The organism is Chlamydiota bacterium, from assembly GCA_012729785.1.
Taxonomy (GTDB): Bacteria; Auribacterota; Tritonobacteria; order UBA1439; family UBA1439; genus UBA1439.
The window spans coordinates 42,398-59,541 of the sequence record JAAYCL010000021.1 but is presented as its reverse complement, the minus strand read 5'-3'; the positions used below and the strand labels follow the sequence as shown (position 1 = coordinate 59,541).

Here is a 17,144-nt window from a genome sequence, read left to right as displayed (position 1 = left end):
GTGATCCCCCTGCGATCCCGGATTTCAGCTTTCAGATCTCAGATCTCAAATCTCGGCTCCGAATCTCATCGCCGCCCCCGCGCGATCAGAAGAGGAACGGCTCCTCCTCGCGTCCGCGCCGTTTCGCTGAGGGCGTCGCCGCGCCGCCCGCCTCGGCGGCGGCGTCCGGCGGGCTGAACGGCTTCACCTCCGTCTCCCCTCCCTCGCCCTTGGCGAGAATCTCGATCTTTCTCTCCGCCGCGTCCAGCGTCCGGGCGCACAAACCGGCGAGCCTGACCCCCTCCTCGTAGCGCTCCAGCGCCTCCTCGAGGGGGAGACTCCCCTTCTCCATGGCCGCCACGATCTGCTCGAGACGCGCGAGGGACTCCTCGAATCCTGGTTTCTTCTCCTTCTCCCTCTCCTTCGCCATCGCACCCCTCCCCGCCTTCATTTTACGCCGCGCGGCCCCTCAGTCAACGATTTCGTTGACCGAGGCGGTGAACCCGCCCCGGGCCAGCTTCACCCGCACCGCCTCGCCCGGGCGCACCTGCGCCGGCGCCGAAACCACGGCGCCGTCCCTTTCCCTGAAGACGACGCTGTAGCCCCTCGAGAGGACGGCGACGGGGCTCAGGGTCTCGAGCCTCCCGGCGATGCCCCCCAGCTGCGCGCGCCCGAGCGCGAGCCGGTGCCGGAACGACCTCCCCAGGCGCCCCTCGAGTTCGTCGAGGAGCTGCTGGTACTGCCGCACGACGTTCTCCGGCGCCTGAAGCACGTAATGCCGCGCGGAGACGATCAGGCGCCGCCGCAGCTCCGCGAGGAGCTGCCGGGCGGAGGAGACCAGGCGCGAGGAAAGGGCGGCGAGCCGTTCCTGGAGCTCCGACTTTTTCGCCACCACGAGTTCGGCGGCGGCGGACGGGGTCGGGACGCGGAGGTCGGCGGCGAAATCGGCGATGGTGACGTCGATCTCGTGCCCGACGGCGGAGATCACCGGTATCCGCGAGCGGGCGATGGCGCGGGCCACCGGCTCCTCGTTGAAGGCCCAGAGGTCCTCGAGGGATCCGCCGCCGCGCGTCACGATGATGACGTCCACGTCGCCCCGGCGGTTCAGCTCGTCGATCGCCGCGACGATCTCGGCGGCGGCCGTCTCGCCCTGCACGCGCACCGGGCTGATCAGCACACGGACGTCGGCGAAACGTCGCCCGATGACGCTCAGGATGTCGCGTATCGCGGCCCCCGACGGGGAGGTGACGATCCCGATCCTCCCCGGGAGCAGCGGGATCGGCCTCTTGCGGGCGGGGTCGAAGAGCCCCTCCTCCCGCAGCCGCTCCTTCAACTGCTCGAAGGCGAGCTGGAGCGCGCCCACCCCCTTCGGCTCGATCTCGGACACCGTGAGCTGGTAGCGCCCGCCCCGCTCGTACACGGAGACGTCGCCGAATGCCACGACCTGCAGGCCGTCCTTCAGCTCGAAGCGCAGCCGCGACGCCTGGGAGCGGTAGAGCACCGCCTGGAGCTGGCTCTCCTCGTCCTTGAGGGTGAAGTAGAGGTGCCCGGAGCCGGGGCGGCGGACGTTGGAGACCTCCCCCCCGACCCACACGCCGGGGAACTCGCCCTCGAGCAGGATTTTGATCCTGCGGGTGAGCTCCGCGACGCGGTAGATCTTCCTGCCCGGCGCCCTCACCATCGCCTCCCCGTGCCGACGCGGCGCGCCCCGGCGGGCCGGGGAGGACGGATCGGCGCCCGGCCCTCCATGCGGCGCCGCCCCTTCCTCACCTGCCGCCGTTCTCCTCCCCCTCCCCGTCGGAGGCCGGCCTCCGGGAGGAGGCGGGCAGCTTCTCCCGGATCCTCTCGATCGACACCGCCCTCCCCGTCTTCTCGTCGGCGCGCACGAGCGCCCCCTGGAACTCGACCCCCTCGCGCGCCACCTCGAACCGCTCGGGGAGCTGCGTCACGAAGTGCCGCACCACCGCCCCGATCTCGCGCCCCAGGACCGACTCGCACGGCCCGGTCATGCCCGCCTCCGTGAGGTAGGCGGTGCCGCCGGGCAGGAGGCGCTCGTCGGCCGTCTGGACGTGCGTGTGCGTCCCGATGACCGCCGTCACCTTCCCGTCGAGCCAGCGCCCGAGGGCGATCTTCTCCGAGGTCGCCTCCGCGTGCATGTCCACGAGGATCAGCGGGGTTTCGACCCGCAGCGCCTCCACCTCGCGCGCCGCCGCCTTGAACGGGCAGTCGGCCGGCTTCATGAAGACCCTCCCCATCACGTTGACGACCCCGAGTTTCGCGCCGCCCGGGAGGGTGACGAGGACGCGCCCCTTCCCCGGCGCCTCCTCGGGGTAGTTGGCGGGCCGGAGCAGGCGGTCCTCCCGCCCCATGATGCCGTACACCGCCCTGTTCCTCCAGACATGGTCGCCGGAGGTGAGCACGTCCACCCCCGCGGAGAGGAGCTCCTCCACGATCTCCGGCGTGACGCCGGAGCCGCCCGCGGCGTTCTCCGCGTTCGCGACCACGCAGTCGACCCCGTGGCGTTTCCGCAGGAGCGGGACGAGCCTCGCGACGGCGTCCCTCCCCGGCTTCCCGACGATGTCCCCTCCGAACAGGATGCCGATCATCTCAGCCCCTCCCGCCACAGATCATACCGTTGACACCGTGAAGCACGGAAACGGTTCGACCGCGGATACGGCTGCGAGACAGACCCGAATCCGCGAAGATCCGCGTTCATTCGCGGCAAGACCATTGCCGTGGATGTTCGTCACTTGGCGTACTCCACTGCCCGCGTCTCGCGCACCACGACCACCTTGATCTGCCCCGGGTACTCGAGCTCCTCCTGGATCTTCTTGGTCACCTCGCGGGCGACCTGGATCGCCTCGGCGTCCCCGATCTTGTCCGGCTCCACCATCACGCGGATCTCGCGCCCCGCCTGGATCGCATAGGCGTGCTGGACGCCGCGGAAGGAGAGCGCGATCTTCTCGAGGTTCTCGAGGCGCTTGATATACGCCTCGATCGACTCGGAGCGCGCCCCCGGCCTCGCCGCGGAGATGGCGTCGCCCGCAGAGGCGAGGACCGCCTGGATCGTGCCCGGTTCGACGTCGTTGTGGTGGGCGGCGATCGCGTGCACGACCTCGGCGACCTCGCCGTAGCGCCGGGCGATGTCGGCGCCGATGGTCGCGTGCGCCCCCTCCACCTCGTGGTCCACCGCCTTTCCGATGTCGTGCAGGAGTCCGATCCGCTTGGCGGCCTGGACGTCCTCCTTGAGCTCCGCCGCCATGATCCCCATCAGCCGGGCGACCTCCTTGGAGTGCTGGAGCACGTTCTGACCGTAGCTGCTCCTGAACTTCAGGCGCCCGAGGAGCCTGACCAGCTCCGGATGGAGGTCGTGGATGCCGAGGTCGAAGGCGGCCTGCTTGCCGGTCTCGCGGATCGTCTCGTCCATCTCCTTCTTGACCTTCTCGACGATCTCCTCGATCCGGGCGGGGTGGATGCGCCCGTCGGCGATGAGCCGTTCGAGGGTGATCCGCGCCACCTCCTTCCGTATCGGGTCGAAACCCGAGAGGGCCACGGCGCCCGGCGTGTCGTCGATGATGACGTCCACGCCCGTGGCCGCCTCGAGGGCGCGGATGTTGCGCCCCTCGCGGCCGATGATCCGCCCCTTCATCTCGTCGTTGGGGAGCGGCACGCTCGTGACCGTGGTCTCGGAGACATGGTCGGCGGCGTAGCGTTGAATGGCGAGGGAGATGATCTTCTTCGCCTGCTTGTCGGCGCTCTCCTTCGCCTCCTCCTCGATGCGCCGGGCCATCGTCGCCGCGTCGCGCCTGATCTCGTCCTCGAGCTTGCTCAAAAGGAGCTGCTTGGCCTCGTCGCGGCTCAGGCCCGCGACCTTCTGGAGGCGCCGGCGCTCCTCCTCGATGATCCCGTCGAGCTCCGCCTGCCGCGCCTCGGCCTTCCGCTCCCGCTCCTGGAGCTCCCGCTCGGTTTTCGACAGCATCTGCTCCTTCTTCTCGATGAGCCCCACCTTGCGCTCGACATTCTCCTCCTTCTGGAGGACGCGCTGTTCGAGGGTGAGGAGCTCCTTGCGCCGATTCTTCGTCTCCCGTTCGAACTCCGTCCGGGAGCGGTGCAGCTCGTCCTTGGCGAACAGCTCCGCCTCGCGCGCCTTGTTGGACGCCTCGCGCTGGGCCTCCTCGACGATCTTCTTCGCCTGCGCCTCCGCGTCGGAGAACCCCTTCTCGGCCGCGTGGCGGCGCAACAGATATCCCGCGGCCACCCCGGCGGCGGTGCCGATCAGGATGAGGGCGATGAACTGCTCCTGCAGAAAATGCATATGCGCCTCCCTCCTCTGGTTCGTGATGGCGCGGGATCGCCGCCCTAGCGCGAAACCGGCTGCGCCCGCGTTCCCCCGTCGACAATCCTTCGAATCCTCGCGCAGTCGATCGTCCGATCCTCGGTCACCAGCAGGTCCACGGCGACATCCCGTCTCCCCGCGGGGACGAGGCGGACGACCTGCGCCTCGTAGGCGAGTCCGATCTTCACGGCGCGCGGCGCCGCCCCGGCGAGCAGGGCGTCGTACAGCCCCCTCCCCCACCCGAGGCGGTTGCCCCGCGGGTCGAAGCCGACGCCGGGGACGAGGAAGAGGTCGATCGTTCCCGTGTCGGCCGGCGGGCACCGGTCCGCCCGCGGCTCGGGGATGCCGAACGCCCCCGGGGCGAGATCCAGGCCGGGGTCGCGCACCCACCGCGCCTCGATGCGCCCCGCCGCGGCGTCGAAACGCGGCAGGGCGACCAGCGCCCCGCGCCGGAGGCACTCCGCCACCGGCCCCGCGGTCTCCACCTCTCCCCGCACCGCCGCGTAGCACATGATCCGCCGCGCGAGGCGGTACGCCTCGAGCAGGCGAAGGCCCGCGGCGATCCGCGCGCTCTGTCCCGCCCGCAGCCCCTCCGGGATCGCCCGGCGCCGCGCCAGCAGCGCCGCGCGCAGCCTCCCCTTCTCGTCGGATTCGACGCCTTCCCCGGTCATCGCGGCCCCGCCGCCTCCTTCCGCTCCCCGCGGCCCTTCCGCCAGGCCTCGAGACGCTTCCGTATGATCTTCTCGTAGCCGCTTGCCCACGGTGCGTAGAGGCGCAGTTCGGCCGGCGTGAACGCCGGGTCTCCGGTCTCGCTTCTCGGGCCGTGCCCGTACGTGTACCCCTCCCCCCGGCCGAGTTTCGCCGCGCCCGCGTAGCCGGTCCCCTTCACGGCGTCGGGGACCTCCATCACCGGGCGGCTGCGCACCGCCTCGAGCGCCTTCTCGATCCCGAGGAAGGAGGCGTTGCTCTTGGGGGCGCAGGCGACGTAGACCGCCGCCTGCGCCAGCGGGATGCGGGCCTCGGGCATCCCGACGAACTCGAGGGACTGCATCGCGGCGGTCGCGACAAGGAGCGCGTGCGGATCCGCGTTGCCGACGTCCTCCGCGGCGCAGATGATGATCCGCCGCGCGATGAAGCGCGGGTCCTCGCCCGCGTGGAGCATCTTCGCCATCCAGTAGAGGGCGGCGTCGGGGTCGCAGCCCCGCATGCTCTTGATGAACGCGGATATCGTGTCGTAGTGCCCGTCCTCGTCGCGATCGTAGACGACCGCCTTCGACTGGACCGACTCCTCCGCCTGGCGGAGCGTGATGCGCACCGCGCCGTCGGGACCGGGCGGGGTCGTGAGCGCCGCCCGCTCGATCGAGTTCAGGGCGCGCCGCGCGTCCCCCTCGCAGGCGTTGAGGAGATGCTCGAGCGCGTCGTCGTCCACCGCGACCCGCATCGCCCCGAGGCCGCGCTCCCGGTCCGCGAGCGCGCGGGCGACGATGGCGCGCAGATCCTCCTTCTCGAGCGGCTTGAGCTCGAACAGGAGCGAGCGCGACAGCAGCGGCGCGTTGACGTAGAAGCACGGGTTGTGCGTCGTGGCGCCGATCAGGGCGATCCCCCCGCGCTCGACGTGCGGCAGCAGCACGTCCTGCTGCGCCTTGTTGAAACGGTGAATCTCGTCGATGAAGAGGGTGGTCTTCTCCCCCTTCTCCCGAAGGCGGTTCCGCGCGGCGTAGATCGCCTTGCGCAGGATCTCTACGTTGGCCATCACCGCGCTGATGCGCTCGAAGCGGCTGTGGGTCGCCCGGGCGATCACCTCGGCGAGCGTCGTCTTCCCCGACCCCGGCGGCCCCCAGAGGATCAGCGAACCGATCCGGTCCGACGCGATCGCCCGGGAGAGGAGCCTCCCCTCGCCGAGGATGTGCCGCTGCCCCTGGAACTCGTCGAGCGTCCGCGGCCGCATCCGCGCCGCCAGCGGCTCGGCCTCCGCCGGGATATCCCTCTCCTGCGCGTCGAACAGATCCATGCGGATCCCCCGTCGATACGCCGCGGCGGCGCCGGCCGCGTCGACGAACCGGCGATCCGATCCCCTCCGCGCCGGGCGGATGCCGGGCGCTACCTGATCTCGCACCCCTCTTCGCGCAGCGCCGCGCGGAGCCGTTCGACGGCGGCGTCGATGCCCGCCTCCCCCCCCTCCTCCGGCAGACGCAGCCGCACCGAGAAGGCGAGCCCCTTCCTCCCCGGCGGGATCGGGGGGCCCGTGAACAGGTCGAAGAGCGCCACCGACTCCACCGCCCCGCCGGGCAGCGCCTCGCCTAGCCGATCGAGGAGGCGCTGCGCGGGAGTCGCCTCCGCGGCGACGACCGCGATATCCCTCCGCACCGCGGCGGAGGGGGGGATCGGGCGGCAGCGCGGCGCGGGGGCGAGCGCCGCGAAAAGCGGCGCGGCGTTCATCTCGGCGAAGACGACCCGCCCGCGGATCCCGTACGCCTCCGCCGCCCGCGGGTGCAGCTCGCCGAGGATTCCCCACGGCTCGTCGTTCAGCCGCAGCGCCGCTGCGCGGCCGGGGTGGAAGCCGTCGAGCGGGGCCGCCTCAGCGCGGAGGCGCAGGCCGGCGTGTCCGGCGAGCGACTCGAGGACCCCCTTCACGAAGAAATAGTCCGCGTCCCTGCCGGGCGCGCACCAGGACGCGGGGGCCGCCAGGCCGGTCGCGATGAGCGCGAGCCGCTCCTCCTCGATCGGCGGGGCGCCGCCGCCGGCGGCGGCGAAGACGGAGCCGAGCTCGAAGAGGAGGAGATCGTGCGCGCCGCGGGACGCGTTGAGACCGAGGCATCGCGCCAGCGGCGGGAGCAGACTCGTCCTCAGGTAGGCGAACTCCTCGCTGACCGGGTTCCTGAGCCGGACCGCCGCGCGGCGCGGATCCGACGCGCCCCACATCAGCCGGTCCATCTCCGCGCCCCCCATGAAGCTCAGCGTGACCGCCTCGGAGAAGCCGCGCGCCCGGAGCGCCTCCCTGACCCGCGCACGCCCCGTGTGCCGGGCGGACCCGTCCGCCCCGCTGTCGACCGCCGACACGGCGACGGAGGGGACGGCGTCGTAGCCGCGCAGCCGGGCGATCTCCTCGATCAGGTCGACCTCCCGCCGCGCGTCCACCCTGAAGGAGGGGGGGACGACCTCGACGACGTCCCCCTCCCCCTCTCGGACCGAGAAGCCGAGGCGCGTCAGGCAGTCGGCGGCCTCCCCGCGCGTCACCGCCCCGCTCAGGAGGGCGCCCGCCCTGCCGAGGCGAAGCGCGATCGCCCGCGGAGGGGGGGTCGGGCGACGGCATTCGAGGATGCCCGCGCTGACGACCCCCCCCGCATGCGCGGCGACAAGCTGCGCCGCCCGGTCGAGCGCGCACGCGACGCCCTCGACGTCGGTCCCCCGCTCGAACCGGTACGACGAATCGCTGGAGAGCCCGAGCGCCTTCGATGCCCGCCGCACCGTCGCCGGGTCGAAGCAGGCGCTCTCGAGCAGCACCTCGGCGGTGTCCGGCCCCACCTCGCTCCCCGCGCCGCCCATCAGCCCCGCGACGGCGACCGGCCCCCGGGCATCGGCGATGACGAGCGTCCCCCCGGGGAGCTCCCGCTCCCTCCCGTCGATCGTGACGATCCTCTCGCCGGGCCTCGCCGCGCGCGCCTCGACGCCCCCCCCCTCGATCCTCGCGAAATCGAATGCGTGGAGCGGCTGGCCGTATTCGAGCATCACGTAGTTCGTCGCGTCCACGATCGCGTTGATCGCCCGCACGCCCGAGAGGGCGAGCCGCCGCCGCACGGGGAACGGGGACGGGACCGGCCGCGCGCCGACGACGAGACGCGCCGTGTAGCGGGGGCACAGGTCGAAGCGCTCGACGGACACCCGGGCGCGGGCGGCGGTCGGCTCGGGGCCCTCCGCGACATGCGGGGGGGCGACGCGGAGCGGGACGCGCAGGAGCGCCGAGACCTCCCGCGCGATGCCGATGACGCCGAGGCAGTCGGGACGGTTCGGGGGCACGTTGACGTCGAGCAGCCAGTCGTCGAGCCCGAGCGCCTCGGCGAGCGAAATGCCCGCCCGGCAGTCGGGGCCGAGGAGCAGTATCCCCGCGGCGTCCTCGCCGAGGCCGAGCTCGCGCTCCGAGCAGAGCATCCCCTCCGAGACGACGCCGCGCAGCTTCGCCTTCCTGATCGCGATCCCGCCCGGGAGCCGGGTCCCGACCGCGGCGAACGGTGCGGTTTCGCCGGCACGGACGTTCGGCGCGCCGCAGACGACCGTGTAGTCGCGCGCGCCGTCGCTCACCCGGCAGACGGTGAGGCGGTCGGCGGCGGGATGCGGCTCGACGGAGAGGATCCGCGCCGTGACGAGCCCCGGCGGGCCGGGGTCGAGCCGGGTCACCCCCTCGACCTCGAGGCCGGCGCCGGTGAGGCGGCCGGCGAGCTCCTCCGCGGGAAGCGGGCACTCCACGAATTCCGCAAGCCACCGGTACAGGATCTTCATCTCGTCGCCGCCGGGTCACCCTCCCCCGGTTTCCGCCCTCCCGCGATCCCCGCGCCGCCTTACCTGAACTGCTCCAGGAACCTCGCGTCGTTCTCGAAGAAAAGCCGTATGTCGTCGATCCCGTAGATGAGCATCGCGACCCGCTCGACCCCCATCCCGAACGCATAGCCGCTGTACCGCTCCGGGTCGTAGCCGACCGCCTCGAAGACCGCCGGGTGGACCATCCCGGCGCCGAGTATCTCGATCCAGCCGGAGCCTTTGCAGACGCGGCACCCCCGCCCGGCGCAGATGACGCAGGAGATGTCGATCTCCGCGCTCGGCTCGGTGAACGGGAAGAAGCTCGGGCGGAACCGGAGGGCCGTGTCGGGGCCGAAGATCTGCCGCACGAAGAAGCCGAGCAGCCCCTTCAGCTCCCCGAAACCGATCCCCTCCCCGACCGCCAGCCCCTCGACCTGGTGGAACATCGGGGAGTGGGAGACGTCGCTGTCGCAGCGGTAGACGCGGCCGGGCATGATGCACCGGAGCGGCGGCTTCCGGCGTTCCATCACCCGCACCTGGACGGGGGAGGTGTGGGTGCGCAGCAGCAGGGAGTCGTCGACGTAGAGGGTCGCCTGCATGTCCCGCGCGGGGTGGTCCGCGGGGAAGTTCAGCGCCGCGAAGTTATACCGGTCGGTCTCGACCTCGGGGCCCTCCTCGACGTCGAAGCCCAAGCCCGCGAATATCCCCGTGATCCGCTCCATGACGCGGGGGATCGGGTGGCGCGCGCCGACGCGCACCGGAACGCCGGGAAGGGTGACGTCGATTGTTTCGCGCCTGAAGCCGGCCTCCTCCTCGCGCCCGCGGAGCCCCGCGAGGCGTTCGTCGAGGAGGGCGGCGATCGAATCCCTGAGGCCGTTGACCGCCTGGCCGGCGGCGGGCCGCTCGCCGGGGGGCAGATCCTTGAGCCCCCGCAGCATCGCGGTGACGGCGCCCTTCCGCCCGAGGAATCTGACCCGCAGCGCATCGAGGGCGTCGCGCGACGGGCACGCGGCGATGAGACGGACGGCTTCTCCGCGGAGGGCTTCGATCCTGTCTTTCATCCGGAGCCGAACACCCCTGTGACGCGGGGTACGCGGGCGGAGAGGAACGGCGGGGGCGGAACGTGCGCGGCAGACCGGCGCGCCGCTACCCGGGAAACGCGCCGCCGGTGGTCTCTTCGGCCGCGCGTCCGGTGTTCCGGTCTGTATGGTAAACGAATCGCATGCGCTCCCTCGTCGATGGTCTCTCTGCGCCGCTCTCCCGCCTTATTCGGCCGCCGCTCCCCGGGCGACCTTCACCAGTTCCACGAAGACGTCTTTGTCGCGCACCGCGAGGTCCGCCAGGACCTTCCTGTCGAGCGCGACCCGGGCCTTCTTGAGCCCGGCGATGAACCGCGAATAGGAAAGCCCCTCGGCCTTGCAGGCCGCCCCTATCCGGGTGATCCAGAGCCCGCGGAAATCGCGCTTCCGCGCCTTGCGGTCCCTGTATGCGTATGCGAGCCCCCGCTCGACGGCTTCCGTCGCGAGACGGATGAGGCTCCCGCGCGCGCTCCGGTACCCTTTCGCGCGCTTGAGGACCCTCCTCCTCCTCTTCCTGGAAGCGGGGGCGTTGCTGGCCTTGACCACGTGACCCTCCTCTCACACCATCTCAGGCGTACGGCAAAACCTTCCTGAGCATCGATTGCTCCACGGGGCTGACAACGCTGGTCCCCCGGAGTTTTCTTTTTCGATTGCGGCTCTTCTTCGTCATGATATGGCTCGTGCAGGCGAGCTTCTTCTTAAACCTGCCGCGCGCCGTCTTGCTGAACCGCTTGGCCGCCGAGCGGTTCGTTTTCAGCCTTGGCATCGCCGCCGTCCTTTTTCTGCCCGTCCGCGGGCCGGGGCTTCGAGGCCCCGGGACGCGGCGCGAACATCATGATCACGTTTCTGCCGAAGGTCTTGGGATACATCTCCACCTGCCCGAGGTCCTTCACGTCCTCCTCGATCCGCTTGAGCAGGTTGATGCCCATCTCCATGTGGGCGAGTTCCCTTCCGCGGTAGACCAGCCGGAACCTGAGCTTGCACCCCTTCTCGAGGAAGTCCCGGGCGTGCCGGAGCTTCACCTGGTAGTCGTGCGCCTCGATGCGGGGCCTGAGCTTGATCTCCTTGAGCTTGCCGCCCATGGACTTCTTCTTGGCGACGCGGCTCTTCTTCATCTGCTGGTACTGGTACTTCCCGAAATCCATTATCCTGCAGACGGGCGGGTCGAGGTTCGGCGCCACCTCCACGAGGTCGAGCTTGCACGACCGCGCAAGCGCAAGGGCCTGCTCGGCGGTCATGATCCCCGCCTGCTTGCCGTCCTTGTCGATGGTGCGCACCGCCCTGGCCCTGATCTGATTGTTGACCCGTATGAGAGACCGAATGCGTATCACCTCCCCGTGCGCCGCGCCCGGCCCGCGCCGGCGTCTGCCGGCCGGGACCCTGCATCAACGAACCTCACCCCTGCCCCGCGGCGCGCGTCGGGCGCACCGCGGAGGCTACGGGGCGTAGTATAGCAATCACGCGGCGCGCCGCACAAGGCAAAATTTCCCGCCGCTCCGGGCGGGGGGGTGTACCTGTCCGCGGGGGCGGTGCTATACTGGTGCCACGGCGCACAAGGAGGGGGTGCGGGATGGACAGGCTTATCCGCTTCGGGGTCTCGCTCGAGAGGGAGTTGCTCGCGCGGTTCGACCGCCGCGCGCGGAAGACGGGGCACACCAACCGCTCGAAGGCGATCGCCGATCTGGTGCGGGCGTGCCTCGTGGAGGACGAATGGGCGGAGGGGGACGAGGTGATCGGGGTCATCAGCCTGCTCTACGACCACCGGCAGCGCGAGCTCTCCAAGCGCCTGATCGAGCTCCAGCACCGACACTACACGCGCGTCCTCTCATCGCAGCACATCCACCTGGACCACGACACCTGCATCGAGGTGATCGTCGCGCGCGGGAACCCGAAGGAGATCACGCGCCTCGCGGACCTGCTGCGGGCGAGCCGCGGCGTAAAGCACGCGTGTCTGTCGATGAGCTCCACGGGGAAGGCGATCGGCTGAGGGCCGGGCGCTTCGGGGCGAGGGGAACCGGGACCGCCGGTCATCCCTCCTTCGCCTCGGCGTGGATCTTGGAGATGAAGCCGGCCAGCGGCATCGTCCCCTGGTCGCCCGCCTCGCGCGAACGGACGGCGACCGCGCCGGCGTCGCGCTCCCTCCCGCCGACGATCAGCATGTAGGGGATCTTCTGGAGCTGCGCGTCGCGTATCTTCAACCCCATCTTCTCGTTGCGGCGGTCAATCTCCGCCCGGATCCCTCCCGCGGCGAGCGTTTCGCGCACCGACTCCGCGTAGTCGAGGAACTTCTCGGAGACCGGGATGACGACGGTCTGGACCGGCGCGAGCCAGACCGGGAACGCCCCCTTGTACTGCTCGATGAGCGCGCCGACGAACCGCTCGAGAGACCCGAAGAGGGCCCGGTGCACCATCACGACGTGGTGCCTGGCGTTGTCCCTGCCGACGTAGCAGGCGTTGAACCGGCCGGGCAGGTTGAAGTCGAACTGGATGGTGGAGCACTGCCACCGCCGCCCGAGGGCGTCGAGGAGCTTGATGTCGATCTTGGGGCCGTAGAAGACCGCCTCCCCCTCGATCCGCCGGTAGGCGAGGTTCCGCGCCTTGAGTGCGTCGGCCAGCACCCGCTCCGCCGTCTCCCACGACTCCGGGGAGCCGGCGTAGTCCTGCGGCCTGTTCGGGTCGCGGACGCTCAGATCGATCTCGAACCCCGCGAAGCCGAACTTCCGCAGCACCTCGAGCACCAGGTCGAGGACCGAGAGGATCTCTCCGGGGAGCTGCTCGGGGGTGCAGAATATGTGGGCGTCGTCCTGCGTGAAGCCGCGCACCCTGAGCATCCCGTGGAGGACGCCGGAGCGCTCGTGCCGGTAGACCGTCCCCATCTCGGCGAAACGGATCGGCAGGTCGCGGTAGCTCCGCACCGCCGACTTGTAGATGAGGATATGCCCCGGGCAGTTCATCGGCTTGAGGACGTACTCCTCGTCCTCCACCTTCATCGTGTACATATGCTCCCGGTAGAAGTCGAAGTGCCCGGAGGTTTTCCAGAGGTGGGCGTGGGCGATGTGCGGAATCGTGACGAGCTGGTACCCCCGCCCGAGGTGCATCTCCTCCCAGTAGTTCCGGATGATGCGTCGGAGCACCGTCCCGCGCGGGTGCCAGTAGACGAGCCCCGCGCCCGCCTCCTCGTAGACGTCGAACAGGCCCAGCTCCCGGCCGAGGCGCCGGTGATCGCGCGCCTTGGCCTCCTCGAGCCTCGACAGATACGCCTCGAGCTCCGCATCGCTCCCCCACGCGGTGCCGTAGATCCGCTGGAGCATCGCGTTCTTCTCGTTCCCGCGCCAGTAGGCGCCGGCGACGTTGAGGAGGCGGAACGCCCTGAGGAGTCCGGTCCTGGCGACGTGCGGCCCCCGGCACAGGTCGGCGAACTCCCCGTTGCGGTAGAGGCTCACCTTCCCCTCGGGAAGTTCCTCGAGTATCTCGACCTTGTACCGCTCCCCCGCCTTCCTGAACAGGTCGATCGCCTCCGCCCGGTCAACCTCCTCCCGGACGAACGGGTGGTCCTCGGCGGCGATCCTCCGCATCTCCTCCTCGATCTTCTCGAGGTCCTCCGGGGTGAGGCGCGCGTCGAGGTCGAAGTCGTAATAGAAGCCGTCGGCGATGGCAGGGCCGATGGCGAGGCGGGCCTGCGGGAAGAGACGCTTCACCGCATGCGCCATCAGGTGCGAGGCCGAGTGGCGGTAGGTCTCCAGCCCCTGCTCGGTCGACAGATCTACTGGTGCGTCCATTGCATGACTCCTTTCCCCGTACGGTGCGACCTGCTCCGGGGCGGACGGATGATAGCACACCGCCCGGCGCCGCCGCAAGACGGAGGAGCGCCGCGGCGGGGGCATCCCGGCCCGTGTGCAGCGGCCCCGCGTGCGCCTCCTCCCGCGCCCCGCCGCTTCGACGGCGTTTCGACAACGGAATTGACCGGCCCTGTTCCGACGGTGTATGCTTGTGCGGATGAAAAACCGACTTCTCGGCGCCGGTGTCGGTATCGCCCTCCTCGCCGCAGGATGCTCCACGCCGCAGTTCCATCTCCTCCCCGGCCCGCCCGCCTACCCGGTGACGCTCCGGGGGGTGGTCTACCAGCGCGAGCTCTCCGACCCGGCGTGGAAATCGCTCGTGGACGCCGCGGCGGACGCCGCCGGGAATATCTGTGTCCTCGACGCATCCACGCACAAGGCATATCTGTTCGACGCCGAAGGGAGACCGATCCTCTCCATCGGGGAGAAACGGTTCTGGAGCAGCACCTTCCCCCGCCCCTCGGCGGTGGCGACGGACAGGGCGGGGCGCCTCTACATCTCGGACTCACGGAACCGTTCGATCTGCATCCACGACCAAACCGGCACCCTCGCGGCGAAGATAGGCGGCAAGGGGAGCGCCCCGGGCCGCTTCCGCGACCCCGTCGGGGTCGCCGTCGACGACGCCGGGAGGGTCTACGCGGCCGATCGGGGCAACAACCGCGTGCAGAGATTCGACGCCGACGGGACGTTCATCGGGCAGATCGTCTCGGGCCCCAAGGCCGTCGACAAGATCGACATCTCGCGCACGAGCGGCCCCATCCGATTCGTCGCCTGGCCCCGGTTCACGCGCATCGAGGATGTCGCCGTCGGAGTCGACGGCCTCATCTACGTCCTCGACTCGGGGACGCGCGCCGTGCACGCCTACACCCCCCAGCAGGCCTACCTGTTCAGTTTCGGCGGGCGCGGCAAAGGGCCCGGGAGATTCGAGAAACCGTCCGGGATCGCCGTGGGGGCGATGGGGATCGTCTGCGTCTCGGACGAGAAGAACAACGCGGTCCAGTTCTTCGACCCCCAGGGCCGCTTCCTCGCCGCCGTCGGGGGGCGAGGGAAGGGGCGCGGACAGTTCAGGGAACCGCAGGGCGTCGGGACCGGCCCCAACGGCCTCGTCTGCGTGGCGGATCGCGGCAACCGCCGCGTGCAGATCTTCTCCCTCGCCGTCCCGAGGGTCGAGGAGGCCCCGGTCGCCCGCCTCGAGAAGCCGCTCCGGATCGCGGTCTTCGACTTCAAGAACAACAACCCCCCGGCGAGGGAACGCGGCTACGGCGAGACGATCTCCGAGATGTTCATCACCGCCTTCGCCCGGAGGCCCAACTTCGAGGTGGTGGAGCGAAAGCAGATCCGGAAGCTCCTCGACGAGCTCTACTTCGGCCAGTCCGGCGCGGTGGACGAGGAGACGACCAAGAAGCTGGGGAGGGTGCTCGGGGTCGACGTCGCCCTCGCGGGCGGGGTCTCCTTCTTCGGGGGCGCCATCGAGGTCGATCTGAGGCTGCTCGACGTCGAGACGGGGAAGGTGATCCTCCCCGACGCCCTCAAGGTCGTCGCGGAGGCCCGCCTCCGGGAGGCGGTCGAGCGGGAGGTGCGCAGGATCGAGGGCGCCTACCTCATCCAATTCCACGCGCCGGCGCCCCCGGCCGGCCTCGCGACCACCGGCGGCGTGCGCGAGGCGTCGCTCTCTTGGCGTCCCAACGCCGAACCCGACCTCAAAGGGTACCGCATCCACCGCGCCGAGGCAGAGGGGGGGCCGTACGCCGTCGTCGGAGAGACGGAGAAGACGGACTGGATCGACCGCGGCCTCGCCGACGGCGCCGCCCTCTTCTATCGACTGACGGCCGTCGACACGGACGGGAGGGAATCGCCGCCGTGCGCCGCCGCCCCCGTCCGCACCCGCGGCAGGCCGGCGATCGGCGAGCTCCGCGTGCGGCGGCAGACCGCGGTCGGGGCCAGCTCCTTCTCGTGGGCGGAGGAAGAGGAGGGCGTCGTCGGCTACGCGATCTACCGCGCCGCCTCGCCCGGCGGGGAGTACGTGCGGGCGGGCGAAAGCCGCACGCCCGGCTTCTTTGAGAAGGGGCTCGCGAACGGGGAGACGCGCTACTACCGGGTCGTCAAGCGGTACCGCAACGGGCTCGAAAGCGAGCCGTCGGTCGAATTCGCCGCCGGCGCGAAGCCGCCCCCCTCGCCGCCGGCGGGGTTCTGCGCCCAGGGGGGGCTCGCACGCAGGGTGCGGCTCGAGTGGGGCCCGCCGAAGGAGAAGGATATCCGGGAGTACCGCATCCACCGCAGCGGCTCGGAGTCGGGCCCCTACCGGGAGATCGCCAGCGTGAAACCGGGATGGCTCACGGGTCCCTCCCACACCGACACCGGGCTGGAGGACGACACCGCCTACTACTACACGATCGAGGCAATCGACGCCGACAAGCTCTCGAGCGCCATGACCGCGCCCGTGAAGGCGGTCACCAAGCGCGCCCCGTCCGCGCCGCGGGGCCTCGCGGCCGAGGGGGGCAGGGCGCGCCGCGTGCCGCTCGTCTGGGACCGCAATCCCGAGGCCGACATCGCCGCCTACCGCGTCTTCGTCTCGGAGAGCGGGGATGGACCGTTCAGGCAGATCGCCGAAACCGCCCCGCCCTCATTCGTTCACGCGGGCCTCGGGGACAGGACCGTCCGCTTCTACCGGGTCCGCGCAGTCGACCGGGACGGGCTTCTGAGCGGCTTCTCGGAGACCGTTTCCGCCGCCACGAGGCCCCTCCCCTCCAGGCCGCAGGGCCTGAAGGCCGAGTCGGGGCTCCCTCGGAGCGTTCGGCTCGTATGGGCCCCCAACCCCGAACCCGACATCGCGCGTTACACGGTCCGCCGCCTCCGCCGCGGGGCGTCCTCGGTTGCGGGAGAGGTTCGAACACCCGGCTACACCGACAGCGGCCTGGAAGACGGCGTACCCTACCGGTACGAGGTTTGCGCGGTCGACGTGGAGGGGCTGGTCAGCCCCCCCTCTGAGCAGGTCGAGGCGGCGACGAAGCCGCGGCCGTCCGCTCCCGTGAACCTCAACGCCGAGGCCCGCGGCGACCTGATCGCGCTCTCCTGGACCCCCAGCCCGGAACCCGACATCGCCGGCTACGAGATCTACCGCAGGAGCGGGTGGAACCCGCTCGCCGGAGAGGAGAAGGTGGGCAGGGTCTCCGGCACCTCGTTCGAGGACCGCACCGCGGCGGCGGGAACCTCCTGCACCTACCGCGTCTCCGCGATCGACGCTGCGGGGCTCGTCAGCGACAGGTCCGACGCGGCATCGGCAACGATCCGTTCAGACGAGGGGTCGGGCTGGGGATTGCCGGGCGTGCCGTGGGAGCGGGGGGCGCGCGGCGATGCGCCTGAACCGGCGCCCGTCCCGGCGGAGTGAGCCGCCCG

Annotated in this window: 14 protein-coding genes; 2 read left to right on the top strand and 12 right to left on the bottom strand. The window is 70.8% G+C overall.

Going from position 1 to position 17,144, the window contains the following annotated elements:
• Window positions 1–85: 85 nt before the first annotated feature.
• From GXY35_04700 to GXY35_04650, 11 genes are all read right to left on the bottom strand, one after another.
• Window positions 86–409 (bottom strand): exodeoxyribonuclease VII small subunit, encoded by a 324-nt coding sequence (locus tag GXY35_04700; GenBank protein NLW93883.1) that lies wholly within the window; start codon window positions 407–409, stop codon window positions 86–88.
• Between the two features lie 39 nt (window positions 410–448).
• Window positions 449–1,660 (bottom strand): exodeoxyribonuclease VII large subunit, encoded by a 1,212-nt coding sequence (gene xseA, locus GXY35_04695; protein NLW93882.1) that lies wholly within the window; start codon window positions 1,658–1,660, stop codon window positions 449–451.
• Between the two features lie 85 nt (window positions 1,661–1,745).
• Complete coding sequence (locus GXY35_04690) at window positions 1,746–2,585, bottom strand: TIGR00282 family metallophosphoesterase (GenBank protein ID NLW93881.1); 840 nt, start codon at window positions 2,583–2,585, stop codon at window positions 1,746–1,748.
• Between the two features lie 140 nt (window positions 2,586–2,725).
• Window positions 2,726–4,294 (bottom strand): ribonuclease Y, encoded by a 1,569-nt coding sequence (rny, locus tag GXY35_04685; GenBank protein NLW93880.1) that lies wholly within the window; start codon window positions 4,292–4,294, stop codon window positions 2,726–2,728.
• Window positions 4,295–4,338: 44 nt separating this feature from the next.
• Window positions 4,339–4,986, bottom strand: a complete 648-nt coding sequence (locus GXY35_04680) for a 5-formyltetrahydrofolate cyclo-ligase (protein NLW93879.1) — start codon at window positions 4,984–4,986, stop codon at window positions 4,339–4,341.
• Entirely contained in the window at window positions 4,983–6,326 is a 1,344-nt protein-coding gene (locus GXY35_04675; protein NLW93878.1) for a replication-associated recombination protein A, read from the bottom strand. The genes GXY35_04680 and GXY35_04675 overlap by 4 nt, the downstream gene beginning before the upstream one ends.
• Window positions 6,327–6,415: 89 nt before the next feature.
• Entirely contained in the window at window positions 6,416–8,812 is a 2,397-nt protein-coding gene (locus GXY35_04670; protein ID NLW93877.1) for a phenylalanine--tRNA ligase subunit beta, read from the bottom strand.
• Window positions 8,813–8,871: 59 nt separating this feature from the next.
• Window positions 8,872–9,891, bottom strand: coding sequence for a phenylalanine--tRNA ligase subunit alpha (gene pheS, locus GXY35_04665; GenBank protein ID NLW93876.1), 1,020 nt, complete (start codon window positions 9,889–9,891; stop codon window positions 8,872–8,874).
• A 204-nt stretch (window positions 9,892–10,095) separates the two neighbouring features.
• A complete protein-coding gene (gene rplT, locus GXY35_04660; protein NLW93875.1) occupies window positions 10,096–10,455 on the bottom strand; it encodes a 50S ribosomal protein L20 in 360 nt (119 codons plus the stop codon).
• 22 nt (window positions 10,456–10,477) lie between these two features.
• The gene (gene rpmI / locus GXY35_04655; protein NLW93874.1) at window positions 10,478–10,675 is read right to left on the bottom strand and encodes a 50S ribosomal protein L35; all 198 of its coding nucleotides are present in this window, start codon (window positions 10,673–10,675) and stop codon (window positions 10,478–10,480) included.
• On the bottom strand, window positions 10,608–11,240 hold the full coding sequence (locus GXY35_04650) for a translation initiation factor IF-3 (GenBank protein ID NLW93873.1): 633 nt from the start codon (window positions 11,238–11,240) through the stop codon (window positions 10,608–10,610). Before GXY35_04650 ends, rpmI begins: the two co-directional genes overlap by 68 nt.
• Before the next feature lie 239 nt (window positions 11,241–11,479).
• On the opposite strand from GXY35_04650, the gene nikR reads away from it, so the two are divergent.
• Window positions 11,480–11,896 carry a nickel-responsive transcriptional regulator NikR gene (gene nikR / locus GXY35_04645; protein ID NLW93872.1) on the top strand — a complete coding sequence of 139 codons (417 nt, stop codon included), beginning with the start codon at window positions 11,480–11,482 and terminating at the stop codon, window positions 11,894–11,896.
• A gap of 40 nt (window positions 11,897–11,936) precedes the next feature.
• Here the strand turns inward: nikR and thrS are convergent, their stop codons facing one another.
• Window positions 11,937–13,688, bottom strand: coding sequence for a threonine--tRNA ligase (thrS, locus tag GXY35_04640; GenBank protein ID NLW93871.1), 1,752 nt, complete (start codon window positions 13,686–13,688; stop codon window positions 11,937–11,939).
• A gap of 217 nt (window positions 13,689–13,905) precedes the next feature.
• On the opposite strand from thrS, the gene GXY35_04635 reads away from it, so the two are divergent.
• On the top strand, window positions 13,906–17,136 hold the full coding sequence (locus GXY35_04635) for a hypothetical protein (GenBank protein NLW93870.1): 3,231 nt from the start codon (window positions 13,906–13,908) through the stop codon (window positions 17,134–17,136).
• Window positions 17,137–17,144 lie beyond the last annotated feature (8 nt).